The 25,519-nt window shown below is 67.9% G+C and carries 20 protein-coding genes and 3 pseudogenes; 17 read left to right on the top strand and 6 right to left on the bottom strand.

Annotation, left to right across the window (positions count from 1 at the left end):
- The 4 genes and pseudogenes from OHA88_RS44590 to OHA88_RS11330 form a co-directional block, all read left to right on the top strand.
- Window positions 1-1,950 (top strand): annotated as a pseudogene (locus tag OHA88_RS44590) (ThuA domain-containing protein); the annotation flags it as partial.
- Between the two features lie 9 nt (window positions 1,951-1,959).
- Window positions 1,960-2,163: pseudogene (locus OHA88_RS44585) on the top strand (PKD domain-containing protein); the annotation flags it as partial.
- 78 nt (window positions 2,164-2,241) lie between these two features.
- Window positions 2,242-3,093 (top strand): 3-keto-disaccharide hydrolase, encoded by an 852-nt coding sequence (locus OHA88_RS44580; protein ID WP_443044364.1) that lies wholly within the window; start codon window positions 2,242-2,244, stop codon window positions 3,091-3,093.
- Window positions 3,094-3,602: 509 nt separating this feature from the next.
- Window positions 3,603-5,276 (top strand): SWIM zinc finger family protein, encoded by a 1,674-nt coding sequence (locus OHA88_RS11330; RefSeq protein WP_328625387.1) that lies wholly within the window; start codon window positions 3,603-3,605, stop codon window positions 5,274-5,276.
- Between the two features lie 172 nt (window positions 5,277-5,448).
- Here OHA88_RS11330 and OHA88_RS11325 read toward each other — a convergent pair whose 3' ends face one another.
- Entirely contained in the window at window positions 5,449-6,909 is a 1,461-nt protein-coding gene (locus tag OHA88_RS11325) for an amino acid permease (RefSeq protein WP_328625386.1), read from the bottom strand.
- 619 nt (window positions 6,910-7,528) lie between these two features.
- On the opposite strand from OHA88_RS11325, the gene OHA88_RS11320 reads away from it, so the two are divergent.
- The 5 genes from OHA88_RS11320 (at window position 7,529) to OHA88_RS11300 (ending at window position 12,369) form a co-directional block, all read left to right on the top strand.
- A complete protein-coding gene (locus OHA88_RS11320) occupies window positions 7,529-8,797 on the top strand; it encodes a hypothetical protein (RefSeq protein WP_328625385.1) in 1,269 nt (422 codons plus the stop codon).
- A 71-nt stretch (window positions 8,798-8,868) separates the two neighbouring features.
- A complete protein-coding gene (locus OHA88_RS11315; protein WP_328625384.1) occupies window positions 8,869-10,134 on the top strand; it encodes a DUF4145 domain-containing protein in 1,266 nt (421 codons plus the stop codon).
- A gap of 20 nt (window positions 10,135-10,154) precedes the next feature.
- Window positions 10,155-10,988 carry a carbohydrate kinase family protein gene (locus OHA88_RS11310; protein WP_328625383.1) on the top strand — a complete coding sequence of 278 codons (834 nt, stop codon included), beginning with the start codon at window positions 10,155-10,157 and terminating at the stop codon, window positions 10,986-10,988.
- Window positions 10,985-11,611 (top strand): 2'-5' RNA ligase family protein, encoded by a 627-nt coding sequence (locus OHA88_RS11305; RefSeq protein ID WP_328625382.1) that lies wholly within the window; start codon window positions 10,985-10,987, stop codon window positions 11,609-11,611. Before OHA88_RS11310 ends, OHA88_RS11305 begins: the two co-directional genes overlap by 4 nt.
- A complete protein-coding gene (locus tag OHA88_RS11300; RefSeq protein ID WP_328625381.1) occupies window positions 11,608-12,369 on the top strand; it encodes an inositol monophosphatase family protein in 762 nt (253 codons plus the stop codon). Before OHA88_RS11305 ends, OHA88_RS11300 begins: the two co-directional genes overlap by 4 nt.
- A gap of 326 nt (window positions 12,370-12,695) precedes the next feature.
- Here OHA88_RS11300 and OHA88_RS11295 read toward each other — a convergent pair whose 3' ends face one another.
- Window positions 12,696-13,094, bottom strand: a complete 399-nt coding sequence (locus OHA88_RS11295) for a WXG100 family type VII secretion target (protein ID WP_328625380.1) — start codon at window positions 13,092-13,094, stop codon at window positions 12,696-12,698.
- A 112-nt stretch (window positions 13,095-13,206) separates the two neighbouring features.
- Window positions 13,207-13,680 (bottom strand): annotated as a pseudogene (locus OHA88_RS11290) (transposase); the annotation flags it as partial.
- Between the two features lie 233 nt (window positions 13,681-13,913).
- On the opposite strand from OHA88_RS11290, the gene OHA88_RS11285 reads away from it, so the two are divergent.
- The 5 genes from OHA88_RS11285 (at window position 13,914) to OHA88_RS11265 (ending at window position 17,621) form a co-directional block, all read left to right on the top strand.
- The gene (locus OHA88_RS11285; protein WP_328625379.1) at window positions 13,914-14,219 is read left to right on the top strand and encodes a WXG100 family type VII secretion target; all 306 of its coding nucleotides are present in this window, start codon (window positions 13,914-13,916) and stop codon (window positions 14,217-14,219) included.
- Window positions 14,219-15,988 carry an RNase A-like domain-containing protein gene (locus tag OHA88_RS11280; protein WP_328625378.1) on the top strand — a complete coding sequence of 590 codons (1,770 nt, stop codon included), beginning with the start codon at window positions 14,219-14,221 and terminating at the stop codon, window positions 15,986-15,988. The genes OHA88_RS11285 and OHA88_RS11280 overlap by 1 nt, the downstream gene beginning before the upstream one ends.
- Window positions 15,989-16,015: 27 nt before the next feature.
- Entirely contained in the window at window positions 16,016-16,579 is a 564-nt protein-coding gene (locus OHA88_RS11275) for a hypothetical protein (protein ID WP_328625377.1), read from the top strand.
- Between the two features lie 72 nt (window positions 16,580-16,651).
- Window positions 16,652-16,951 (top strand): RNase A-like domain-containing protein, encoded by a 300-nt coding sequence (locus OHA88_RS11270; RefSeq protein WP_328625376.1) that lies wholly within the window; start codon window positions 16,652-16,654, stop codon window positions 16,949-16,951.
- A 13-nt stretch (window positions 16,952-16,964) separates the two neighbouring features.
- Window positions 16,965-17,621, top strand: a complete 657-nt coding sequence (locus OHA88_RS11265) for a contact-dependent growth inhibition system immunity protein (RefSeq protein ID WP_328625375.1) — start codon at window positions 16,965-16,967, stop codon at window positions 17,619-17,621.
- 318 nt (window positions 17,622-17,939) lie between these two features.
- Here OHA88_RS11265 and OHA88_RS11260 read toward each other — a convergent pair whose 3' ends face one another.
- A complete protein-coding gene (locus OHA88_RS11260; protein WP_328625374.1) occupies window positions 17,940-18,620 on the bottom strand; it encodes a DUF899 family protein in 681 nt (226 codons plus the stop codon).
- Between the two features lie 111 nt (window positions 18,621-18,731).
- The gene (locus OHA88_RS11255) at window positions 18,732-19,556 is read right to left on the bottom strand and encodes an N-formylglutamate amidohydrolase (RefSeq protein ID WP_328625373.1); all 825 of its coding nucleotides are present in this window, start codon (window positions 19,554-19,556) and stop codon (window positions 18,732-18,734) included.
- 185 nt (window positions 19,557-19,741) lie between these two features.
- Here OHA88_RS11255 and OHA88_RS11250 point away from each other — a divergent pair, with 185 nt between their 5' ends.
- Both OHA88_RS11250 and OHA88_RS11245 read left to right on the top strand, forming a co-directional pair.
- The gene (locus tag OHA88_RS11250) at window positions 19,742-20,308 is read left to right on the top strand and encodes a histidine phosphatase family protein (RefSeq protein WP_328625372.1); all 567 of its coding nucleotides are present in this window, start codon (window positions 19,742-19,744) and stop codon (window positions 20,306-20,308) included.
- Between the two features lie 647 nt (window positions 20,309-20,955).
- Window positions 20,956-21,420: a transglycosylase SLT domain-containing protein gene (locus OHA88_RS11245; RefSeq protein WP_443044363.1), complete on the top strand. Its 465-nt coding sequence runs from the start codon at window positions 20,956-20,958 to the stop codon at window positions 21,418-21,420.
- A 251-nt stretch (window positions 21,421-21,671) separates the two neighbouring features.
- On the opposite strand, the gene sph is transcribed toward OHA88_RS11245, so the two are convergent.
- Entirely contained in the window at window positions 21,672-22,652 is a 981-nt protein-coding gene (gene sph, locus OHA88_RS11240) for a sphingomyelin phosphodiesterase (protein WP_328625371.1), read from the bottom strand.
- Window positions 22,653-23,360: 708 nt separating this feature from the next.
- Here sph and OHA88_RS11235 point away from each other — a divergent pair.
- Window positions 23,361-25,448 carry a hypothetical protein gene (locus OHA88_RS11235; RefSeq protein WP_328625370.1) on the top strand — a complete coding sequence of 696 codons (2,088 nt, stop codon included), beginning with the start codon at window positions 23,361-23,363 and terminating at the stop codon, window positions 25,446-25,448.
- Window positions 25,449-25,519 lie beyond the last annotated feature (71 nt).

Here is a 25,519-nt window from a genome sequence, read left to right as displayed (position 1 = left end):
CTCTTCAGCGCCAACCCGACGCCTCCGCAGGATACCAAGGTCCAGCAGGCCGTCGTCGATGTGACGGATGGTCAGCACCCAGCCAACAAGGGACTTCCGCTCAACTGGACCCGCTCCGACCAGTGGATCAACTGGGATCCCAACCCGATCGGCAAGGTCCACACCATTGCCCAGGTCGAGGAGGGGAAATACAAGCCGGGGCTCAGCGCCAACGGCCCGTTCCACCCGATCTCGTGGTGCCGCGACTACGAGGGCGGCCGGTCCTTCTACACCGGCATGGGCCGCACCGAGGAGAGCTACACCACCGACACGAAGTTCCAGAGCCACCTCCTCGGCGCCATCGAGTGGACCACCGGCATGGTCCGCGGCGACTGTCAGGCGACCATCGCGTCCAACTACACGACCGAGCGGCTGACCGCCCAGAACCAGGGGGGGCAGCTCGACCAGATCGGTGAGCCGCACGGTCTGACCATGGCCCCCGACGGCAAGGCCTTCTACATCGGCAAGGCCGCCTGCCCGTCCGGCGCGATCGCCGACTGGAACAACCCCAAGGTCGGCCTGGGCTGCGGCACCATCCACCAGTGGGACCCGAAGACCAAGAAGGTCAAACTGCTCACCACACTCGATGTGATGGGCAACCGGGGCAGCGGTGACGAGCTGGTCAAGAACGAGGAAGGCCTCGTCGGCGTCACCCTCGACCCGAAGTTCGAGAAGAACGGGTGGATCTACATCTACTGGATGCCGCACGAGTCGATCGACCGCGACAAGCGGATCGGCCAGCGGACGGTCTCCCGGCTCACCTACGACTTTGCGACCGAGTCCATCGACCAGGGCACCCGCAAGGACCTGCTGCACTGGGACACCCAGATCCACAGCTGCTGCCACGCCGGCGGCGGCATGTCCTTCGACAAGGACGGCAACCTCTACATCGGCTCCGGTGACAGCAACTCCTCCGGCGGCTCCAGCGGCTACTCCGGGAACAACTGGACCCAGGACTACAAGGGTGTCTCCTTCCAGGACGCCCGCCGCACCGCCGGCAACACCAACGACCTCAACGGCAAGATCATCCGCATCCACCCCGAGTCCGACGGCACCTACACCATCCCCAAGGGCAACCTGTTCCCGCCGGGCACGGCCAAGACCCGCCCCGAGATCTACGTGATGGGTGTCCGAAACATCGCACGGCTCTCCGTCGACCCGGTGCACAACTGGCTGAACGCCGGCTGGGTCGGGCCGGACGCGGGAGCGCCGAGCCCCGAGCTGGGCCCGGCCAAGTACGAGACGGCCACGATCATCACCTCCGCGGGCAACCAGGGCTGGCCGTACTGCATGGGGAACAAGCAGCCGTACCGTGACCGCAGCAACACCGACGCCAGTGTCCTCACCGGCTGGTACGACTGCGACCACCTCAAGAACGAGTCGCCGCGCAACACCGGCCTGGTGGATATCCCGCCGGCCCGCGACAACATGATCTGGTACTCGCCCCAGGGCGGCGGCCCGGTCTACCCCAAGCGCTCCGACGGCAGCGGCCTGCCGACCTACGTCGAGAGCGACGCCACCTACACCCAGCCGTACCTCAAGGGCGGCGGCCAGGCCATCATGTCCGGTCCGACCTACCACCGCTCCCAGGTGGACACCAAGAGCGGTGTCGCATGGCCGGCGTACTGGGAGGACAAGTGGTTCATCGGTGACGAGTCCAACTCCAACAACCGGGTCGCGGTGACCGTCGACCCCGACCGGGTCAAGGACGCGGGCGCGCCGGCCTTCGGCGAGGACCTGCGCAGCATCATCGCGCCCGGCAGCGGCTCCACCCAGCTGCAGAGCTGGATGGACGCCAAGTTCGGTCCCGACGGTGCGCTGTACATGCTCGACTACGCGGGCGGTTTCTTCAGTCTGCACTCCAACCAGAAGCTCATCCGCATCACCTACCAGGGTGGCCCGGCCACCCCGAAGCCGCAGGACGCCGGGGCGCGCGTCATCACCCAGAGCAAGCCCAAGACGGTGGCGTTCTCCGGTGCCAAGGTCGGCGGTGTGGCCTGGGAGTGGGACTTCGGTGACGGCAGCGCGCCGTCGCACGAGGCCAACCCCACGCACACCTACGCCGACTACGGCACGTATCACGCGAAGCTGACGGTCACCTACGCCGACGGCGAGAAGGCCACCGCGACGTTCGACGCCAAGGCCGGCTGCCCCGCGCCCGACGCCCGTCCGACCGTCAAGCTGCTCGACACGGACACCGGCGTGGCCAACCACCGTGCGGGCGGCGGCTGCACCGTCAACGACCTGATCGACGACGAGGTGTCCTGGCCGAACCACGGCGAGTTCGTCAGCCACGTCAACGCCGTGGTCAACGACCTCCGCAAGGAGGACGTCCTCGACAACCGCGAGTCGGCGGCGATCAGCAAGGCGGCGGCGCAGAGCGAGATCGGCAAGGTCGCCGGGTACCGGTCCCTCTTCGACGGGACCGCGGCGAGCCTCGCCGACTGGCGGCAGGCCGGCCCCGGGAAGTTCTCCCTCCAGCCCGACGGCACCATCCGCGGCTCAGGTGGCCTGGGCATGTTGTGGTACGCCAAGCAGGAGCTTGAAGACTTCTCGGTCAGGCTCCAGTTCCGGGACGTGGCTCCGGGTAACGGCAACGCCAACAGCGGTGTCTTCATCCGGTTCCCGGATCCGCGGACGCCACTGGCCGACCGTCCGGCCGGTAGTTGTGGGACGGTCGGTTCGGCTCGCACCGCCCCCGAGTGGCTCGCGATCTACTGCGGTCAGGAGATCCAGATCTACGACGGGACCACGGGCGAGGTCCAGAAGACCGGCTCGGTGTACAACTTCAAGCCGGTGGGCCTGGACAAGGCGGGGGTGACCCCGAAGGGCCAGTGGAACGACTACGAGATCCGCGCGGTCGGGCAGCACTACACGATCATCCGCAACGGCGTGGTGATCAACGAGTTCGACAACACGCCCGGCAAGTCGTCGTCCCGGGCGGGTGACCCGCCCACGGACCTGCGTCAGTTCCTCAGCGGCTACGTGGGGTTGCAGAACCACAGCAACAACGACCTGATCGAGTTCCGCAACATCCGGGTGCGGAACCTGTAGTCGCACAGCGGCCGGTGCCGGGCTCGGGGCAATAGCCCCGAGCCCGGCTCTTCCCAGCATGCGGACCGTCGCCGGGCCGGCTCGCTCGCTCAGCCCCGCAGCCTCGGAGGCAGCGTTCTACTGCTCCGCCTTCCCCAGCCGGGGACACCCGCCCACGCGGATACCCCGTCTGGGTCAGGAACGCCTCGATCACCTTCAGCGCGGGCCGGTGCGGTCGCACCGCCATCAGCACCGCGTCGTCTCCGTTCGGCAGCGGCGGTGCCACCAGGGCGACTTCGTCCCCGGATTGCAGACGCAGCACCAGGCGGGTTGTGACGTCTCGTACAGGTACGACATGCCGCTGACGCAGTGAGCGCCGGGCGGCGATGATGCCGTGCCGGCGTGTGAGGCCCGCGAAGCGCCCTCGACTTTTCGCGCGGTGCAGGTCGGCCACGTAACCATGTTCCCAGCAGGCAGGATGAGGGGCGTAGGTTCAGGGACCGAGGTGGGAAGGCCGAGGCGGGGAGATCATGACTGGGTTCACCGAGGCGGATCTGCGGGCATTGGCCGGGCCGCGTTCTTTCGAGCGGGGCCAGGGCTATCTGGACGCCGTGACCGCCCTGGAGGTCGGCGACGGCTGGGTCACCGCCACGGTCCACGGGACGGACGCCTACGAGGTGGAGTTGTCACTCGACGAGCCTGAGGGGCTCGCCGGGGAGTGCGACTGCGCGCACGGATTGGACGGCAACTTCTGCAAGCACCTGGTTGCGCTCGGCCTGACCGCGCTCGCGCGGTCGGAGAGCCTGCCGGGGCAGCGTACCGGGGCCCGGAACCGCGCTCAGGACCTGGACGCGTGGCTGGCCGCGCTCTCGAGGGACGAGTTGCTCGCGCTCGTACGGGAGCAGATCGCCGAGGACCGGCAGGTGCGCCGCCGCTTGGAGCTGCGTGCGGCGAGCGCCCGCGGAGACCTCGCCGAAGTCCGTTCCCGGATGCGCGAACTCTTCGACGTCGGCCGCTTCGCGCGGTACGGATACGTCGACTACGCCGATGCCCGCGCCTATGGCGAACAGGCCGCGCGGGCGGTTTCCGCCATCGCTGCCCTGACCGCCACCGGGCGGGCCGCGGACGCTATCTCCCTGTCCCGGGAGGCGATGCGGCTGCTGAGCGAGGTGCAGGACGCGATCGACGACTCCGACGGACACCTGGGCAGGGTCGGGGCCGCTCTGGCCGAAGCTCACCTTGACGGGTGCCGCGTGGCACGCCCCGATCCGGACGAGACCGCGCGGTGGCTGGTCGGCCATGTGCTCGGCGACCTGGACGACCTGACCGCCATCGACCCGCTCGATTACGCGGACGTCCTCGGCGAACAGGGACTGGTCACCGTGAGGGAGCTGGCGCTCGAAGCCTGGCGCGGCCACCGCACAGGCTGGGCGGAGAAGTACCTGATGGAGCATTTGGCCAAGGCGGCGGGCGATGTGGACGCCGTGATCGCCGTGCACGCGGCCGACCTCGCCCGCGACGGAAGCACCCATCTGGTCATCGCCCGCGAACTGGACACCGCCGGTCGCCCCGGCGACGCGCTGCGCTGGGCGGAGCGCGGCATCGACGAAGCTTCCGACACCACGACCCCCGCCATCGGCCTGGTCGACTACCTCTGCGACCGCTACACACGCTCGGATCGGCTCCCCGACGCCGTCGCCCTTCGCCGTGCCCACTTCGCCGCCCGCCGATCCCTTGCTGCGTACCAGCAGCTGCGCACGGCAGCACTGGCGGCCGACTGCTGGGAGGCCGAGCGCGGGGAGGCCTTGGCGCTGCTGCGCGCCGACACGGCACAGCGCAAGCGGGGCTGGGACGGCGGCCCGGTCCTGATCGACGCTCTGCTCGACGACAAGGACATCGATGCCGCCTGGCAGGACGCCACTGCGACCGGCGCCGACGACCGGCAGTGGCTCACTCTGGCCGACGAGGTCCGCCCCATCCGCCCCGCCGATGCGCTGCGCGTCTACCGGCGCCTGGCCGGCCCCCTCGAGAAGCAGACCGGAAACGCGGTCTACGAGCAGCTGACCCGCCTGCTCCTGAGCATGCGCGACTGCCACCGCCTCCTGGGTACCCCGGACGATTTCACCGCGCACCTTGCCACCGTGCGCGCCGGTCAGAAGCGCAAGCGGAATCTGATGCGGCTCCTCGACCGAAACGGCCTGTGAAGCCGACGGCGAAGACGTAGAACTCCCTGCGCCAGAGATCACGGGACGTCACATCCGGTCCGGACGGCACGATCCGGGTGGCGCCGCCGCCCGGCCCGGTGGCCGGGTGGCACGGGAACGGCCCCCGCGGAAGTAAGCCTTCCGCGAGGGCCGTCGCCGGTACCGAGGACCGTCAGGCGTCCTCGCGTTCCTGCGCCAGGTCGTTCACCCGTCGCCGGACGACGAACCAGCCGCCGACCAGCGCAGCCGCGATCAGCGGCAGGCACATCACGGTCGTACGGCCCACTCCGCCGCCCCACCACATCAGGAACACGACCGTGGCAAGGAACGCCAGCGTGGCGATCTGCGTGTACGGGGCCCAGGGCAGCCGGTACGAGGGGCGGGTGACCCGGCCATCGCGCGAGCGATGCCAGAACAGCAGCGAACAGAGCATGATCATGCCCCACGTGCCGAGGATGCCGATCGACGCGAAGTTGAGGACGATCTCGAACGCCTCGCCCGGCATGACGTAGTTGAGTCCGACGCCGAGGACACCGAAGCCGGCGGTGAGCAGGATGCCGCCGTAGGGCACCTGGCCCTTGTTCATCCGCCCGGTGAACTTGGGCGCCGAGCCCGAAAGCGCCATCGAGCGAAGGATGCGGCCGGTGGAGTACAGCCCGGAGTTCAGGCTGGAGAGCGCCGCGGTCAGCACGACGAGGTTCATCACACCGGCGGCACCCGGGATGCCGAGCTTGTCCATGACGGTGACGAACGGACTCTGGTCCCCCGAGTACGAGGTGTACGGCAGCAGCAGGGCGAGCAGCACCACCGAGCCGACGTAGAAGAGACCGACACGCCACATGATCGAGTTGATCGCCTTGGGCATGATCTTCTCGGGGCTCTCCGTCTCGCCGGCGGCCACGCCGCACAGCTCGACGGACGCGTACGCGAAGACGACACCCTGGATCACCAGCAGCATCGGGAGCATGCCGACGGGGAAGATGCCACCACTGTCGGTGATCGTGGAGAAACCGGGTGTGTGACCGTCCACCGGGTGCTGGGTCACCACCAGGAAGATGCCGATCAGCATGAACGCGACCAGGGCGCCGACCTTGATGATCGCGAACCAGAACTCCATCTCGCCGAAGTACTTCACCGAGATGAGATTGGCCGTGAGGACGAGGGCGAGGGCGATCAGCGCGAGGATCCACTGCGGGATGTCGCTGAACATGCCCCAGAAGTGGGCATAGGTGGCAGCCGCGGTGATGTCCGCCACAGCCGTGGTCGCCCAGTTCAGGAAGTACAGCCAGCCGGCCGCGAAGGCGCCCTTCTCGCCCATGAACTCACGGGCGTACGAGACGAAGGCGCCGGAGGACGGCCGGTAGAGCACCAGCTCGCCGAGCGCGCGCACGACGAAGAACGCGAAGACGCCACAGACCGCATAGGCGATGGCCAGTGACGGACCCGCCCCTGCCAGCCGGCCGCCCGCGCCCAGGAAGAGCCCGGTGCCGATCGCGCCGCCGATGGCGATCATGTTGATGTGGCGGGACTTGAGGTCCTTGCTGTACCCGGCATCGCCGGCGTCCACGTGGGGGGAGCCCGCCGCCGGTGGGGCGGCAACGAGCGTTTCGGCCGCTGTGATGCGGTCACTCATGGAGAGGGTTCGCCTTTGTGAGGGGAAGATGGGCGTTCCCGGCCGTGGCGGGTCAGAGAGTCGTCGCCGTGACACGGTCCGACGCCGCATCATCCGGGAATCCTGCGATTCTGACAGTGCCCAACGACACGCAGGAATAAATCTGAGGTAATTCAGAGGTTACGGGGCGGTAAGCAAGGGGGGCACCCCCGATGCCGCGAGGCGGCGGTGGCGCGGTCTCGCCGGACAAGGCGCTCGCCGGCTTGGCTCCGGCTGACACTTCTCCTTCCCCCCTCTGCCTCTCCAGATGGATGACGTCACCGGCATCGAGGGCTGCGCGAGGGGCGAATGCCTCACTTCCGTCGGGGTGACTTCGCCTGCTCCATAGCTCAGGAGTCCGAGGTGCTCTGAGCGCGCTCCGCCGAGGACCGGGCCTGGGGGTCATGCCTGTCACTGAGAGGGGCAGGCCCCGCGTGCTCAATGATCCACAACTGGGTAACCTTGACCGGCAGTCAGCATTCGGATGACGGCAACTGGCGGTCGACGCAGGGCGGTTCTCCGGTCCGTCGGGCAGACACGCGCCCGCATGGCAGACGCAGGCATGGACACAGGCGCACTTGCGAGGACGGGGACAAATCCAGTGACGACCGAGATCGGTTCCCTCACCGGTGTCCGGCAGGCGATCACCGTAGTCATCCCTGTCCGGCTCCCTTCCCCTCCCTCCTGGGCCGATGGCCCCATACCCTTCGAGCTCGGCAGTCGAAGAACAGACGCGGAGACCCGGCAGACCTACTTCACCCCGGCCGCCGCACGCGGGCTCTACGGAACCCGCGAGCGGCCCCGTCGCTGGCACCGGTTCACGGACATCACGCACGGGCCCCTGCACCTGCACGGCATGGAACTCCTGCGCACGGTCACGGCCCAGGACCAGCAATACGCACTGGCGGTCCTGCACTTCACCGTCGAGGGACCTGTCCTCCTGGACGTCCTGCGTGCCATCGGGCATCGGCACACGGCAGGGGCCGACCCTCTCGACGGGCCGCTGGCGCCCGGCAAACTCCTGGCCGGGGTCGCGGAACCCCGCGGTGCCGAAGCGCCCTTCGCCCTCGCCCGCCCCTATACCGTCGCCTTCCTCACCCCCGACGACACGCATAACTCAGCTCTGCGCAGCGACGGCCGGCTTCCCGACACTGCCGACAGCTGGCTCTGGTCGCTGGCCTCCCGCTCCGACGAGACCGACTTTCCGACGACCCCGGAGCAGTTACGGGACCAGACCGAGCACATCGTGCGCGTCTCCGCCGACTGGAGCGCCCTTGTGCTGCGGCACGGGGCCGCTTTCCTCGGCCACCGTCCCGACCGGGGGGACGGCGATTTCTACGACTTCGCGGAACTGCACTTCCGTACGGTCTATCTCGACGCGTTGCTTCTCGGCACGATCCAGCGTGACCACATCGACGAGTTGACCGACGGCCTCGCCGACGTGTTCGACGGTCCAGGGCTCGCCCGCCGAGTCACGGCGCTGGAACAGGACATCGCCGGATTCCGCAGTACGTACTGGCGACAGCATCTGACCGCGCACGGCCCGGCCAATGAGCTGCTCCTGGCCTATCAGGGGCAGCATCGCCTGCCCGCCCGCTTCGCGGAGATCCTCGCCGAAGCGGCCGACTACTCCCGTCTCGTCCAGACCCAGGACGGTCAGCAGATCGCCGGAGCCCTCGGTGTTCTCACCATCCTCGGGCTTCCGCTCGGAACCGCTCTGAGCATCCTCCAGGTGCTCGGTGACGACGACCCCGTCCATCTCCTGATCGGGCTGGGCGTCGCCTTCGCTTCCACGGCAGCCGCCCTGGGCACCCGCTACGGGCGTCTTGTGCTGGGATCCCTCCGCGGCGGCCCCCACCGCGATGACTGAATGACAACTGGCTCCACCAGAAACGAACTTGCTAGTGTCAGGCCAAAACTGCCGCAGAGGACACGGACGACGTGACGGTCAACGAGGGCGAGTCGCTCCGGCTTTACAAGAAGGCCTTGAGATACGCGGAGTCGGATCCCGAGGTCTTCCTCAGTACAGCGAGAAGGGCAGCGGAGTCGATCCTCTTGGATATCGCCATGCAGGAAGCTGTCGGTTCCAAACCGACACTGGAGTCCCTCCTGACGGTACTCACCAGCAAAGGGCTGGTTCCGCCGAAGGTCGTACTGGCCATTCGGACCATTCAGAACTACGGCAATTTCGGCAGCCATGCCCTGGACGGTTCGGGCGAAGAGATCTCCGCCGACGACGTGCAGTCGTGTCTCAACGCGCTGACGCAATTGGCTGTCTGGTACGGCGAGACGAGTACGTCTCTTGCAGAGAACGAGGCACGGCAGAGCCTGGCTGCTGTCCGGCGTGCCAGGGGGACGACCCGCCTTGCCGACTCCACGCTGGTCGTAGTGAAGGCGTTGCTCCTCGGGTGCGGGTTCGATCGCGTGCTGGCCAGGCGGAACCACAGGGTCGTTGCCGTGCAGCTGCCCTGGTCCGACCACTTGGTCAGGGATGTCGCCCAGCGGACCCTGGATCTCGCGATCTACAACGAACAACGCCTGCTCCGGATGCTCGACGCGGAGGAGGAGCTCCGGTCCCAGGTCGTGCCCGTCGGGCGAGTGGGATACTCGATGGGCGGCCGGAATTTCTATCTCCTGGCGGCTCGTGGCGGTCGCTGGGGAATGTCGACGGCAGAGGAGTTTCTCGCCGATCCTGCAGGAGCTCAGATCGCCGTGCCGAAACACAGCGACATGTTCGCGAACATTCTGGCGGCGTTCTCGACCGATGAAGCGGGTCTGGCGGAGCGCGGCGTGAGCATCCTCGACGTTCCGCACCATCTCGGCCTGGAGCTCTTCCATCTGAACAGGGACGTCCTGGCGGTCGGCGGGCAGAATCTCCGGATGCACGCCCGTGATGACGACGACTACTTCGAGTTGCTCAACTCGGACATGCTTCCGCACAGTGCACAGGCGGGACTTCGCGCGGCGGCGGCCAACGTTCTCATGGCCAACCGGTCCTGGCTCGACGAGCTGAGGGTGCAGCCGGGGGAGCTCCACCGAGAACTCATGCGTGGATTCCACGACATCGGCTCGGACGACGACAGATTCGAGGAGCTGGTCCACGACCTTGTCGCCCATGCGACATTTCCGCAGCAGAGCAGTCCCCGAAGCAGGGAACGGCTGGTGCGGCATGTCCTGTTCGAGAGCTACCGTCTGGGGCAGCCGTGATCGCCGGGAAGCATGTCCTCGTGGCCGGTGGTACCAACTTCGACATCATCGTCCGGGCCACGAGACTTCCGGACGAGCACGAGAAGCTCCGTGGCAACGACTACGCGGCCTTTCCCGGAGGATCCGCGGCCAACACCGCTCTGGGCCTGGTGAAGCAGGGATGTACGGCCGAGCTGGTGTCCGCCGTCGGCAATGACACCCTGGGCACTGTCTGCCTCGACGGCCTGCGGGCGGGCGGGGTGGACACATCGCTGATGCGCGTCGACACAACTACCCGCACGAGCATGGCGATCGTTCTCTCCTCCACCACCGGAAAACGCATGATGACCTTCGCGGGAGCAGACCGTGACCTGGCCTTCAACGCCGTCACGGAGGACGACGTACGCCGCGCGGATCACATACATCTGGTCGGCGACCCCACACCCTCGCTCGGACGCCTGGCGGAGCTCGCCCACCGGACCGGCCGCTCGGTCTCCGTCGAATGGAACGGCAGGGACATGAGTCCACTTGCCCGGGGCGCATTGCTGAACCTCATGAACTCCGACGAGGCGAGCCGCCTGCCCGAGGCGTCACCGGGCGACACGGCGGGTACGGCACAGCGGTACGCGAAGCTGCTCTCCGGGGATGTCATTCTGACCCTGGGGTCCGATGGCGCACTCTGGGCGTCATCCAACGGCCGACTCGTCCAGGAGCCGACGGTGCCGGTCGAGCCGGTCGACCGGACCGGAGGCGGGGACGCCTTCAACGCCGGAGTGATCGCCGGCTGGTTGTACGGGGAGACCCCTGCGCAATGCATGCGCAGGGGACTCGACGCCGCGCTGCACGTGATTACGAAGACAGGAGCTCAACCGTGACCCGATGGCTGGGTGTTGCCTTGCTGCCGTCCGCGGAACACACCCGTTCCGCTGTCCAGTTGCAGACGGACGTGGGGGAGGACCATGGACTGCAACCCCCTCTGAGCCCCGACGGCAACCTTCCTCACGTCACCGTGTTTCAGGGCCCGTTCCTCGACTCCCTCAGCCCGGAGAGGGAACTGCGGACCATCGCGGATTCGATGAGCCTTCCCGAGGAGATCCGGCTCGCCTCCACGGGCATCGTCTACCAGCCCACCGGTTGGGTCTTCCTCTCGCTGGAGAGGCCGAAGCTCCTGAGCGAACTGCAAGCAGCCGTCCTGTCGGTGCTCGCACCCCACCTCGACCGCGCCGCGTTCGACACGTCCAAGGACACCTCGCGGTTCACTCCGGACGAGCGGGCCAGCTTCGCCGAGTACGGGTACCGGTACACCGGGGACGCGTATGCACCTCACATCACGCTGGGCCGCGCCGAGGAGGACATCGCGCTGAAACTGGTCGGGTCGGCCCACGAGCGCACCTCCGTGCAGAAGGAGTGGACCTTCGACCGCCTCACCTTCTACGTGATGGGCGAACACGGGGCCCATGCGGAAAAGCTGGTGGAGCGGTCGCTGGATCCGGCGTGACAGAGGACGCGGAGCTGCGCTCCGTCGCCGAGGAGGCCATGGACGCGGGGGTGGAGTGGCTGGCTCTGGCGGGTGCGGAGTGGCGGGAGAGGAAGATCAAACCGTCGGGCGAGGAGGTCACGGACGCCGACGTCGAAGTCGAGAACCGGGTGTCACGCGTCCTGCGTCGGCGCACGCCCGAGGTTCCGGTCATCGGCGAGGAGTCCGCGGCCGGCGGTCCGCTGCCGCCCACCTGCTGGCTGTTGGACCCCATCGACGGAACGATGAACTTCACCCGGGGCGCCCCCGGTTACGCGCTCTCGCTGGCCTACGTCAAGGACCGGCAGCCATCCCTGGGCGTGATCGACGCACCGGCCCTCGGCCGCCGCTGGGTCACGGCGAGAACGCCCGGCCCGGCAACGCCGCCGTCAGGGGCCCGGGAACTGCCCCGAGCGGTGATCGGCATCACCGGAGCCGGAGCCGGGAATCCCCGGCACAAGGCCTTCATCGGCCGCCTGTACGGGGAGGCGTACCGGATCAGGATGCAGGGGGCGATGTCCATGGACCTGGTGGGGGTGGCCGAAGGGTGGCTCGACGCCTGCATCTGCATCGGCCCGAAGCCGTGGGACGTCGCAGCGGGGACTGCGCTGGTCCGAGAACGGGGCATGGCAGTCCTCGGACCGGGCGGCCGGAATTTCGCCTTCGGCTCACCGGTACTGGCCGCGGGCCGGGAAGCCCTGGCGAAGGAACTCATGGCCCGTTGGGAGGCGCAATCCTGAATCCGGGTGGCGCGAACAGCGGGCAACGCTCGGCGAGAAGGCCACTTCACGTCTCCAGGGCCAGGTCGCCGATATTCGCATGCGTAGGCGCCGGCCGCCGCGGGTGAGGCGGGCGACGACGTGCCGCAGTTGGTAGCGGAGCTTCTTCGGCACAGCGGATTCAAGTTCGCCGTTCACAAGGAGAACGTGCGTCCAGGCAAACATGTCGATGGCCGCGAGGCTGAGCACCTTCGTGCTTCCGCCTTGCATTCAGCCTCATCCCAACCGAAACGGATGTGAGCGTCGTGGTCACCGGCATCGTCTCGGGTCTCCTCACTGACCATGTGTCAGAGGTTTTCCAGACGACTGCTGGGAACTGGCACGGTGGGGACAGCCGCCGCCGTAGAAAGAGCGTCGACGGCTACCTCGATGTCGATGTCGGCTTGGACTCTACGGAACTGGTCGAGGGTCTCGAGTTCCTGCTTTGTGAAGCCGTCTTCGCTCAGACGAACGGCCTGCGCGAGCAGTTGTATGGTCTGCTGGATGCGAACGGCATCCTGCGCGGCGCCACGATGGAGAGCTCGGTAGTCCTTGGCGGTGGGTCCGCGCCATCCGACCTCGATGCCGTCGACGATCTCGTCCATGCGTGTGACCTGTTGGCCAAGATACTCCTGCATGTCATCCAGATCGTCCGCGAGCTTCTTCAACTGCGAAGACGTGTATGCGAGCTTGGGCTCAACACCCATGCGCTCCCCCCTGCTTTCGAACTTGTGCACTGAGCAGCAAACTCACCCTAGCAATAAGACAGTTGTACCGTGCCGCCCCCTTGTCTCGACTCAGCCCACAAGTGCGGATGTGCAGGGGGAGGCATCTTTCTACTTCGGCAAGGCCGATCGTGCAGGTCAGGCCGCCCCGAGACCGTCCGAGTCCCTCGTTGTGGGGTGGCGCCGAGGCGTCGTTCTTGCTTCGGGACCCGCAAGTTGGCCCTGCGGGCGCCGGTCGCGTGCTGATGGGCTCGGCAGGACGTCGAGTCCACATCGGCCATGCCCCGGTCGATCCGCTCCCCAGATCGGCCTCCGCCTGGACCGCCTGCAGTATCCGGTCCCAAGTTCCGCTCGCCGACCAGCGGCGATGCCGTTCACGGACGGTCTTTCAGCAGCTGTATGCGTTCCGGCGGATCACGCCACGGGACACTGGTTCGGACCCGGAACTGGACCCCCTTGGTCACCACGCAGTGGTTGTTCCATCGGCCGCCCGGCCGCCCGACGGCGGCAGATGCGGCTTCAGAAGCGACCACTCGCGATTCGTCGGATCCCTCCACCCGTGTCCCAACCAACGAGTAACCGGAAAAAGTCACATGAGCCGCCGGACGCTAAAGTGAAGATCCGTACATAGAGGCACGCGGACGAACGGCGCGACGAACGGGGCTCAGGATGCGAAACGCCACTCTCGCCGAGGTCGACTGGGTCGCCGCGCCCTCACCGTGCCCGACGCGGTGCCCGCATCGGATGCAGGCCAGCCGATGAGCCACACTCTGGACGTCTGAACCACGGGGGATCAGCACCATGCCGGACGAAGACCGGATCACCGTCCATTTCGCCACCTTGCAGCGACTTTCGGGGGATTTGGAGGCGATACTCCGCGTCCTCAACGAGAAGCTGGACACGTTGTACGAGCGGGCCACTAAGGTCGTGCTGAGCTGGGACGGTGAGGCACGTGAGGCCTTCATCGACGAGTTGGACAAGTGGAGCCACTCCGCCGACGACCTCAAAGCCACCCAGGCCTGGCTCCACGAGGTAGTGGTGAAGGGGCACCTGAACTACGCCGCGGCCAACAGGTCCGTACTTGAAGGCTGGGGAGGCGGCGCCTGATGGCCGGCCCCTCCTCACCCACCCAGTCACCGGGCGGCAATGGCACCATCGACGTCAAGCCCAGCGATCTCTGGTCAGTCTCCGGTCGGGTCGCCGTGCAGCAGGAGCACCTGTTACGCGGTGCCAACAAGCTTCTGGGGGAGCTGGGCAAGTACCCCGACGCAGGGGGCGCCGGCACCGAGGCTCGGAAGTTCGCCCAGTCGTACATGAAGATCGGCAATCGCTGGCTGGGGGTCTGGGGCCGTTCCGTGCTCAGTGTCGGTGGTGTGGCGGTCGGGTTCACCGAGACAGCCAACGCCTACACCAGGGCTGACGCGGCGGCCCACCCGAAGCCGGGGAAGACGGCCGAGCAGCGCCCGCGGCCCGCGGTCATCGACAAGGCCCCGAACTTCGACTCGATACCCGACATCAAATGGGGTGACGACGACGGCGGCGACGACATCCTGCGCGGCCTGATGGAGGGCATCCCCGAAGTCGTCCGGGACGTCCTTCAGCCACTGTGCAAGAACGTGTTCCGGGTCGGGAGGGTGGCGGACGTCCATCCCTTCCCACAGCAGCACTACCTCAACTTCCTTTGCCACAGCTGGATGAACGTCTCCGTCGACGCCTCGATGGGGGCGGACCAGCTCACCCAGGCCGTCGGTGCCATCACCAACCACCAGCAGGCCGACTGGGAAGCCGCGATGCGGACCTTCTGCAGCGCCCTGTGGGGAGGGACGGACTGGGGACAGCAGCAGCACGGCTACCAGTGGGCGCATACCGCCAACTCCGGCCCTGGCACGCCCCGCGTCCCCACGGGCAGCGAGCCCGTCCTGGCCGTACTGAAGGACACGGCAGACAACATCGCCACCATCCTGCGCGAGTACGCCGAGGCCGCCGTCGACCTCAACCGCGACGTCGCGGACGAGCTCCACCGCGCCATGTGGAAGGCCGCCAAGGAGATCATCGAGGACCTCGCCAAGCCCAAGGACCCCAAGAGCATCCTCGGCACCGTCACCTCCGTGATCGGCAAGGGCGCGGGCCTGATCCTGTCGTTCGACGTCAAGACGGTACTGAACATCGACACGAGCAAGCTGAACGGGATCGTCGACAAATACACCGGCATCCTGGGAGGCCTGACCACCCGCATGGAGGCGCTGAAGGGGCCGCTGGACGAGGCATACCTGAGCGCCCCCAAGTTCGAGGCCGGCGTCGCCCGTGCGCACGGCTTCGGCACTCGGGCCCTGGAGGAGTTCAAGGACTCGCAGGTCTGGCTGAAGATCAACTCGAACGGCAACTACGACCTCAACCTGGCCGCCAACGAGTACATGGCAAACGGCCATACCCTGGACAAGCACATCGGTAAAACGGACGAGCAGCTGGCGCAGCGCCTGCGTGACCAGCAGTCGAACGGCCCGACCGCGGCCTGGCCGCACGGCAAGCCCGGGCTCAGCGGCTCCTCTGCCTTCCCGAACTATCGGCGTGCGGAGGAGCTGACCGAGCGCAATCTCAACAACAACAAGGTCTCCATCGAGGCATGGATCAAGGGCCCCCCGCCGGCGTCCGACGGCGACGTCAAGTCGTTCTACGACACGGCGCCCAACGGTGAGACCAGCGGCCGCAGCGTGAGCAAGCAGCCGGTGGACCCCAGCGACCCGCTGTCCGGATACAAGCAGGGCGGCCTGAACGCCAAGGCCTACGACGTACACGGCATCGACACGCGCATTCGGTACGACAGCAGCCGCACCCCGCCGTTCACCGTCATGACGTCGATGCCCTCCAAGTCCTAGCGCCCCGCCGAGAAAGGCCAGCACCACATGTCCGTCGACCAGACCTCCTGGGAAGCCGCAGTACGCTACCTATTCGAGGACGCGTACCCGTACGACGCCACCGGCCCGCGTCGCCACGAGGACTGGGTCCTCGATGTCCTCGCGGTGATGGCCCGGGCCGTCCCGGACCCCCGGGGCTGGGCCGGTCTCGACGACGCGGCGCAGAGCCCGGAGCGAGAGGGATTCCCCACATATCCGTTCGCCGTCCACCCTCCGGAGTACGTGTCGCAGCGCCTCCACGAGATCGACCGGGCCAGCGCCGAGAACCTGCTGCTGGCCCTCACGGACGACTGCTGCACCCTGTCCAACTTGGAGCGCTTCACGGAGAGCGAGGCGGAGCTGCGGGCGATGGCGCGCACGATCCTCGGGCGTTACGGGGACGAGGCCACTTATCACACCAACGTCAACAGGCCCGGCCATGTGACCGGAACGCTCGACTTCACGACGCCGAACTGGGGGTACAGCCCGCTGAGCGTTTACACGGAGGACTACGGCCTGGTCGTCGTCACGGACACCGAGGTCGGCCTGTTCTGGAACTTCTCCGACTACTGATCCGGCTGGGAGTCCGGCTGCCGATCCAAATGAGCGCAGCTCCCGAACAGGTGGATTTGAGAGGATGCCCCCGTGCTGACCCGTTCCGCTTCCTATCCCGACCTGGAGACCGCCCAGTGGGCCACCCAGCAGGTGGTGACCGCCAACGAGCTGGCCATCCACCGCTGGCTCGCCCAGAACACCCGGGCCCGCCTCACCGTCGAGGCCGCCTGGCCCTCCCGCGAGGAGCCCGTGGGCCGAGTTCAGCTGGAGGCCGAGCTGCTGGCCGGTCGGGGGCCCGTCGACGTCCGCGCGGCGCGCGTGGTGCTGCGCCGCGAGCCGTCGAGACCGCACGGCTTCGTCGTCCACACGACCGTCCCGTTCTATCTGTAGGGGTCGCACGCACATGTCCATGAAGCCCCTCGAACACGACCGCCGGTACGGCGAGCTGGACCAGGTGATGCGCGCGTACCTGGGGCAGCCGGCCGACGACACCCCGGAGCGGCGCAGTCGTGCGCTGGACGCGTACCTCCGTCACACCTGGCACACCCGCCCCTCGGCCATCGCGGAGGCGGAGCGCCAGCTGCGTGAGTACAGCCGCAACCCTCCGGGCCGCATCCGGCAGGAGCTGGGCGAGTTCTACGCGATCCCGGACAACGGAAAGCCGCAGTCGGAGATCGGTGGCTGGCTGATGGTGCTGGCAGACCATCTGAAGAAGAGCATCGAGGAGGGCGACGTCCCGGAACCGTCGTCCCCCCAGACGCACTGGGAGTGGCACGCGCGCTTCCCGGAGACCGCGCAGCTGCTCGGCGGCTGGTTCTCGCAGGACATCGTCGACGAATTCCCCGACCACGACGCCGCCGTCGCCGACTACGCCGCCACCACCGACCCCCAACTGGTCGCGCGCCTCGTGGGCGAACTCCACGAGCTGCTCGCCCTCCCCCTGGACGAGGGGGACTACGCCTTGGCGGCCGCCGAACTCGGCATGGAGGTCGGCCCGCCGGAGCCGTTTTCCCACGGCGCCTGGTTCCAGTCTTTGGCGACGACGTCGTCCAGCATCTGATCCGGTCTTGAGGCCGCCAACCACTCGTGTACGAAGTCTCAGCTCAGCGATCTGGGACTTCACCGTCGTCGAGACCGACCAGGGTTGGCGGACGCACCGCCGGAGCCTCGGCAGCACAACCTCCACCGAATCGACAAGGACGCCTGGCTAAGGGCTGTCCCGTAATCCCTGGCGGGCGCGCGACGACAGCTACGGCGCCTCGCCGCGTTGTCGGGACGCCCGCATACGTCCAGTATGAGGACGTCCCTCCGTCTTGCGATGCACCGCATCTGATGCCGCGCGCTGATCCAAGGCGGCCGGGCACTTACGTGCTTCCGGCTAGTAGCTCAGTTCTGCGAACCAGTTGTCCCGGCCTCGGCGGGTGAGGTCGAGGATGTGCCATACCGGGCTGAGCAGGTCGATGCCGCGTTGGTCGATGGCGTCGGACATCCGGGGGTGTGCCGAGTAGAAGTGGTGTACCGAGCCGTTGCTGTCGCGGGTGAACACCGACACCGTCGAGTCCTGGTTGCCCTCGGCGTCCTCGCTGCCGAGGTCGTATTTGAAGGTGCCGGCCCCGGCACTGAGCAGCCGCAGGTTCTCCCAGTGCCGGTCCCGTGCGTGCGCGCGGAGTGTGGGCAGGTCGGCTGCGGCCACAATCGCGAAGTCGACGTTCTGCGCGACGTGGTGGGCGATTCCGTTGAACCCGTCGATCCACATCGTGCACATGGGACAAGGCTGGGTCTGCTGCTTGCCGTACATGAAGTGATAGACGACGAGGTCGCGCCCGGGCTGGGTGAACAGCTCGCTCAGTCGTACGGTCTGCACCGGCACATCGTCCGCGTGGAGATCCGCGGGGCCTTCCTCGAACGCGTAGTCGTCGACGACGGGCCCCAGCGGCAGCCGGCGGCGCAGGTCAGCGACGCGTTCGCGGTGGCGCATCAGCTCGATCTCGGCCAGGCGCAGCTCCTCGCGGGCGCTGACGTGTTCGGCCGACTCCCCGACGAGATTGGTCAGACGCATCGCTACCTCCTCGAGGGGACCGGCACGGAGCTGCCGCCCTGGTCACCATTGTCTGGTCCCGCACAGGGGCCCGCGAGGCGGCAGTGTTGCAGTGAAAAGCATGGGCGGATGTCACACCCGTGCATCCTGTTCGCTCGCACCGGACAGCGCGCCGACCAGGGCGGCCAGCGCCGACGCCAGCGCGGTCGATTCGGTGGGGTGGGCGGGGCCTCCCGGCTCGGGCATGTACACGTCCCGGCGGATTTCGATCATCAGCGCGCTGACACGCGGGTCCACGCCGTAATGCTTCAGCGGTACGTACGTACCGGCGAAGGGACTGTTGATGCCCGTGCCCCCGAACCTGACGAACGCCTCCTCGGCCTGGGCCAGCAGGTCCGGCGGTGTGTGGAAGGCGTCGGTGCCGAGGCAGATCGGTGGGCGTGGTCCGGTGCCGTGGAGTTCGTAGGGAAGCGGAGCCGACGGATAGGAGTGGACGTCGATGACGACCGCGCGTCCGGTGGCCGCCAGGCGTTCGTCGACGGCGGCCGTCATTGCTGCCGCGTACGGGTGGAAGTAGCGGTCGATCAACGGCTGCGGATCAACGTCCGGTGAGCGAAGCGGCTCGCGGTGCGTGGTCTGCGTGTAGACCGCGCCCATGCCGACGGCCAGCATCTCCTCGCGTTCGTCGGGGAACCGTTCGGGATCGATGACGAGTCGCGACAGACCGTTGACGAATCGCCACGGCGTGAGAGGCGCTGCCTTAGCCGCCTCGGCGGCCAACTCGGCCGTGTGGGAGTCCGTGATGTGGTCGAGTTCGAGATCCAGAGCCTCGTCGTCCAGCTTGATCCCGGCGCGTACGTGATCGGGGACGACACGTGCCGAGTGCGGTACGTGCAGCAGGACCGGTGACGCGGGTGCACCGGGCAGGAGGTGGAACGGCGGGAGGGCGTGGCCCATGGAGAGGTTCCTTCGGGGTGACGCAGGTCCGGGACATGGTCGGGGTGGAGCGCCGGTCGTGCAGTCTCCCGCCCCGCTACGCGATTATCTGCCAAGGGCGTTGTGCGGCCTGCTGGAGACGGAGAAGTCCCCCGATCCGACGGACGCCCCCTCGCCGAGGCGCTTGATCCCGAAGGAGTCCGCGCATGTCCATCGAGATCGTGTACGAGACCCACGCCACCACCGCCGACAACGAGGCGGGGATCGCCACCGGCTGGCTGCCGGGCACACTCTCGGCGACCGGCCGGCTACAGGCCCGCGAACTCGGCCGCCGCCGCCGCGACGACGGCATCGTCGCAGTCTTCACCTCCGATCTGGACCGCGCCGTGGAGACCGCGCAGATCGCCTTCGCCGACACCTCGCTGCCCATCCACCAGGACCCCCGCCTGCGTGAATGCAACTATGGAGAGCTCAACGGCCGGCCGGTGACCCTCGTCGAGGCCCAGCGGGCCCGGCACATCGATGACCCTTTCCCCGGCGGCCAGAGCTATCGCGACGTCCAGGCCGCCACCGATGATTTCCTGGGTGACCTCGCTGCCGACCGGGACGGAACCCGAGTCCTCGTGATCGCGCACTCCGCCAACCGCTGGGCGTTGGACTGTCTGCTCACCGGCGCCCACTGGCAAGCGCTCGTCGAAGCCTTCTCCCCGTGGCAGCCCGGATGGGAATACACACTCCCCACGCCCTGGCGTGTGGCCGGTCCATTCCGTTGATCCTTCCGGGCCGGCGCACCAGGTGTCGTTCGTGGGCGGTCGTCCACTGCCCGCAGCGTGAGGCCAGGCCACCCCGCCGGGGCGCCGATCCGCAGGCGGCGGGGGAGGATCCCGCCCGCTGATCAGCGTGCCGAGGTCCATTCGCCCATGCCTCACGACCGTCGGCGGGAGCCACGCCCCGTAGTCGGCGCATTCCCGCGGCCGTGCCGCGCTGAATCAGCCCCGGTACATACCGTCGGCAGACGTCAGGCCCCGGCCATCGATCCTCAATCACCGGCCAGGATTCCCCGCCGACGAGCGCCGGTATTCCACCACCTCGCCATGAATGCAGAGTGCTTTTATTGCATTACGGTGAGTGAATTGAACGCCCTCGATATGACGCAGGCCACATGACCTGCGTCACTCTTGTACCGATTTGAGGCATTTGCCGTGTGGGGTGGGCCATATGACGGGCGTCACTCTGAAGCCGAATAGTAGACCATCGAGGCCCGCTCCCCCGGCCGTAAAGGCCCTTCTTCAATCATTTTCTGCACTTGGTACTAATCGCAGTAGTAAGAGGCGGTCATTGACCCGGGATTCCCTTCCGATTAACAATTCTTGGCATCACCCCCCGACAGAACAGGAATTACCACGTGCAGATCACCGCGATGCCCACGAAGTTCGCCCGCATGACCAAGACCAAGAAGATCTCGCTGGGCATGGTCGCAGCCGGCGCCGCCGTCATGGCCGGCACCGTCGTCAGCGCCCCGGCCGCCTCGGCCGCCACCCCCGCCCCCGCCCCCGCCCAGTCCGGCGGCAACGTCGACACCTGGATCAAGCAGTCGCTGGAGATTCTGCACAAGCAGGGCATCCCGGCCACCTACGAGGGCATCCACAAGAACCTGATGCGCGAGTCCTCCGGCAACCCCAACGCCATCAACAACTGGGACTCCAACGCCATGAAGGGCATCCCGTCCAAGGGCCTGATGCAGGTCATCGACCCCACCTTCAACGCGTACCACGTCGCCGGCACCTCGACGAACATCTACGACCCGGTCGCCAACATCACGGCCTCCGCCAACTACGCCGCGCACCGCTACGGCTCGATCGACAACGTCAACTCGGCCTACTGATCCGGCCCGACGAAGCACCACGGTCGCCCAGCAAGTCCCGGGCGACCAGCACCCGAACAAGACCCACCGGGCGAAGAACCGCAGGCCGCGTCCCCTCGACCGGCCTGCCGACGACAGCCGTTCCCGCAGCCACAGACGGCACACCCCCACTTCGTGGCGCACCCCCACACCGTGGCTGCGGTCGAGGCGGCACCGGTCGGCACGACGTATGACGCGGATGATTCCGAGGCCGGCCGGTTGACACGGTCCCGCTAGCCGACGGAGCCGATCAGCGGGTAGTGGTCGGAGAGATTCGTGTACGTGTAGTCCGTGCCCCAGCTGGAGACGGTCCAGGGCGCGCTCTGCTCCTTGACCACCTCGTTGGTCCACCCGGACGGCTTTGCGTGCCCGGCCCGGTGGAGGACGTAGTCGAGATCCTCGCGGGGGTCGTCGGGGTAGCGGTACGAGGCGATCGAGTTGTCCTGGGTGTCGAAGGAGTACGCGTGCCCGGTGCGGGCATCGGCTCCGGCAAGTCCGGCATCGGCGAGCATCGATGCGTACTCGGGGGAGCGGGAGTCGACGTTCATGTCGCCCGCCACGATGACCTGTTCGGACGCGGGAATGTTCTTGGCGTCGAGGAAGGCGTCGATCTGCTTGAACTGCCGGCTGCGTATCTGCGCCGGCTCGCCCGTCCCGCATCCGGAGTCGGTCGACTGCGCGTGGGTTCCCACCACATGCACCGTCGTGCCGTTGACGTTCAGTTCGGCATAGACGAAGCCCTTGTTGGACCACCAGTCGCTGCCGCAGGCGTCCTTGTAGATGAACTGCTCCTTGCGGACGATCGGCCACTTGCTCAGTACGGTGACGCCGCCGTCCTCCGGAGTGGCGGCCGAGTAGGCACCGCCCGTGGCGTCCCAGCCGCTCTTGCTCCGGCCCACCACCGGTGTCCGGTACGGGTACTGGGCGGACGCGTTCTGTGCCAGCGCGTCCGAGGCGGAGTTGTCGAACGCCTCCTGGAGCACCACGACGTCGTTGCCCTGGAAGAACGATGCCCTCGTTATCTCCGTCGCCCGGTGGTCCTGACCCCAGTTCGGGTACAGGTTCTTGCTCATCAGGAACGTGTTGTAGGTGAGAACCCTCAGCGACGGGGTGTCGGCGGCCGATGCCTGAGGAGCATGTGCGGCCAGCGTGACGGCGACGAGCGCGGCGGACAGAGTCACGCCGGAGGTGCGACGGAGCGCGGTGAGCGGCACGGGGTCTCCTGCTTCTGCTGATGGGGGGTGGATCGAGCAACCCACATCAAATCAGCGGGAGTTACTCATGGGTAGACGTCGGGTGTCGGGAGTCTCTCCATCGGCGTACCAATGGTGTGGGGGATCCGGCGCGCGCGTCGTAGCCGTTTCCGGTCGGCAGACGGTCAACGCGCCGACCCGTACGGCGACTTCGGTAACACCTTCACCGACCGGTTGGTCCGCGTACGACCCGGGCACCGTACGGGCCGCGGGTCGAGCTCACAGATGGCCGTGCACCGAGACATGGCATCCGCAGCCCCGGCGCGGCGTATGGTGCGCCGGTTGCCGTCGCACGGTGCGAGGAGGCGGCGGCGAAGAGCGGAATCGACACGGCGAGCACGCGCTCGCCGCCCGACGCCGTTCCGGTCGCCGGGACCCACCGACCGCTGCGACCCGTGGGGCGCCATCGCCCGGCGGCGCATTCTCACCTGGGGCCCAGTCCTCGCTCCCGCTTCCCGCACTTTTCGCAGCGCCCTGAACCCAACGGGGACGCGTTGCCGACAGTGCAGAATCATCTCCTCCACCCTGTCAGCATCTGCGGCCACCGGCAGACCGGTTACGGTTCAATAGTGACGCCTGGTCCCGCGGAACCGCGATCTCCACCGGGCCCGGGGCCGCCGGCATGCTGTGGGACGCCGGCCGTACGACAGGACAGGCAGGGCTGGTGTGATGAGGACGTTCTTCGCGCCCGAGGAGACCGCGGAATACGAGGCAGCGTGTTCGCTGCTGACCCGCCGGATGAGTCAGTGGGCCCGCGAGCGGGGCGAGAGCGTGGACCCGTTCGTCGTCGAGACTGCGCTCGATTATCGCCACCGAGGTACCTGCGACGGGCGGCTTGGGCTGTGGGAACCCCGACACATCGAGGAGTATCTGCTGGACTGGCTGCCGCGCACGGCCACCGTGCTGCCCGGCGAAGAGCCGGTGGATGCGCCCGGCACGCTCGCAGCCCTGCTGCGCTACCTCGATGCGATGGGCCTCAGCGACCCGCGCGGGGCCTCGTCGGCCGACAACCTTGCTGCGATCGAGACCCTCGCACCGAAGTACGCACCCGCCATGGCTGACCGCGGCCGCTGGGGAATGGCGAAGTTCTGGGCAGTCACCGCAGCCGAGCAGGGGGTCGATGTCCAGGATCCGGCGGCGCTCGAGTGCTTCGTGGAGCAGGCTCAGCAGGGCGAGGTGCCGTACGACCAGGACGTACTGGACGAGGTGTTGCGCAACCACCTGACGCGCGGCCCGGCAGCCGTGACACGCGCCGAACCGCAGCTGCCGGTCCTGCTGCCCGCGGAGAAGGAGCTGCGTGCACGCGCCGAGACGTCCCGAGCGCTGCGGTGGCTCCGAGGGATCGCCGACTGGGCGGGCCCTGAGGGGCGCGCGCTCACCGCCACGGGCAACCTGCGAATGGCGGACGCGCGCGCCCTCGTCGCCGAGCTGGGGACAGGCGACGCGGTGGACAAGGTGCGCTCCTCCACGCAGCTGCCGCGGCTCGGGCTCGTGGTCGAATGGGCGAAGAAGGCCCGGCTGGTACGAGTGGTCAAGGGGCGGCTGTACGCGGTCGCCAAGGCGCAGCCCCTGCTCGAGGACCCGCTCGCGCTGTGGCGGCACGCCTTCGAGACCTTCTCCGAGCTGCGCGTGCCACTCCTGGGCTCCCGCGGCGGCCGACACATCGGGTCGATGCTCTTCGTCAGCTTCGAGGACACCGTGCCGGATGTTCTCAACACCCTCTACAGCCTGCCGCACGCCATGCCCTGGCCCCGGCTGCGCGACTCGCTGCACCTGCGCTACCGCGCCGAGTACGAACTGACCGGGCACTACGCCTGGCAGATGGAACTCGGACACGCGGACCGTGATCTGCGCACCGCATTGGACGTGCTGGAGGACCTCGGCGCGATCAAGCGGCACGAGGGCATGGCCGACCCGGTCTTCCTCGACATACCGCTCGAGGAGTCCGTGCTGCCGCCCGCCGGGATGCCGCCGGAGCTCGCCGAGCTCTTCGGCGTCGTCGCCGGTGGACACGGGGAGAGCGAGGATGCCGCAGAGCGGAGCAGGGAGCAGCGGGCGGAACTGACCGACGGACCAGTCGAGTTGATCCGGCTCACCGCCCTCGGCCATGACTCCGTACGCCGTCGGCTGCTCGCCGAGGGGCGTGATGCCCCGCGCGTCGGCGAACTCGCCCACGCCCCCGCCGCCGGGCTCCTCGGTGTCATCGCCGAGCACTACGACCCGGACGCCGCCCGCACCGAACTCGCTGCCTGGGTCGCCGCCCAGGAGAGCTCTGCCGAGGCGCTGCGGAAGCTGACCGACGCGGTGCGCGCGACCCCGTTCCGTACCCGCGCCGAAGCCATGCTGGACGCACTCGTCGACGCGTACCCGGACGGCGAGGCCCTGCTGCGCGGCCTGCGCGGCGACCCGCTCCTCGGCCCCACTGCCCTGAGTGTGCTGGTGCGCCGGGAGGTACTCGGTGCCGAGGACCTCAACGAGCCCGAGAGCCTCGTCATGGTCGCCGAGAGTCTGCTCCAGCTCCTGGAGACAGCGGGCCCCGAAGGCTTGCTCGAAATCCTGGGAGGCCAGGAACTCTCTGCCCATAAGGCTCTTGAGGCCGCTCTCGCATCCGGTCACCCCGACCAGGCGGGTCTGGCGGATCTGAGGACGGTCGCCGAGCAGGCCCGTCGGCGGCCGGCCGCGCATCTCGGTCGCAGCCATCAGCGGCGCCGACCGGGCGCAAGCGGCAGGGGCAGGGGCGGCAGGCGGCGGCACTGACGCCGACGGGAACGAGGCCGAGGAAGCAGCGAAGGCCGCGGGCCGGGAGCCAATTGCGCAGCGACGCACGC

Source organism: Streptomyces sp. NBC_00353 (assembly GCF_036108815.1).
Classification (GTDB): Bacteria; Actinomycetota; Actinomycetes; order Streptomycetales; family Streptomycetaceae; genus Streptomyces.
Note: the sequence above shows the minus strand (reverse complement) of the source record. Positions and strands in the feature narration are given on the sequence as shown.

Bases quoted from the DNA above. Each gene is read 5' to 3' on its own strand.
- OHA88_RS11330 (WP_328625387.1), top strand. From the start codon at position 3,603: ATGACTGGGTTCACCGAGGCGGATCTGCGGGCATTGGCCGGGCCGCGT.
- OHA88_RS11325 (WP_328625386.1), bottom strand. From the start codon at position 6,909: ATGAGTGACCGCATCACAGCGGCCGAAACGCTCGTTGCCGCCCCACCG.
- OHA88_RS11295 (WP_328625380.1), bottom strand. From the start codon at position 13,094: ATGGGTGTTGAGCCCAAGCTCGCATACACGTCTTCGCAGTTGAAGAAG.
- OHA88_RS11285 (WP_328625379.1), top strand. From the start codon at position 13,914: ATGCCGGACGAAGACCGGATCACCGTCCATTTCGCCACCTTGCAGCGA.
- OHA88_RS11280 (WP_328625378.1), top strand. From the start codon at position 14,219: ATGGCCGGCCCCTCCTCACCCACCCAGTCACCGGGCGGCAATGGCACC.
- OHA88_RS11275 (WP_328625377.1), top strand. From the start codon at position 16,016: ATGTCCGTCGACCAGACCTCCTGGGAAGCCGCAGTACGCTACCTATTC.
- OHA88_RS11265 (WP_328625375.1), top strand. From the start codon at position 16,965: ATGTCCATGAAGCCCCTCGAACACGACCGCCGGTACGGCGAGCTGGAC.
- OHA88_RS11260 (WP_328625374.1), bottom strand. From the start codon at position 18,620: ATGCGTCTGACCAATCTCGTCGGGGAGTCGGCCGAACACGTCAGCGCC.
- OHA88_RS11255 (WP_328625373.1), bottom strand. From the start codon at position 19,556: ATGGGCCACGCCCTCCCGCCGTTCCACCTCCTGCCCGGTGCACCCGCG.
- OHA88_RS11250 (WP_328625372.1), top strand. From the start codon at position 19,742: ATGTCCATCGAGATCGTGTACGAGACCCACGCCACCACCGCCGACAAC.
- OHA88_RS11245 (WP_443044363.1), top strand. From the start codon at position 20,956: ATGCCCACGAAGTTCGCCCGCATGACCAAGACCAAGAAGATCTCGCTG.
- OHA88_RS11235 (WP_328625370.1), top strand. From the start codon at position 23,361: ATGAGGACGTTCTTCGCGCCCGAGGAGACCGCGGAATACGAGGCAGCG.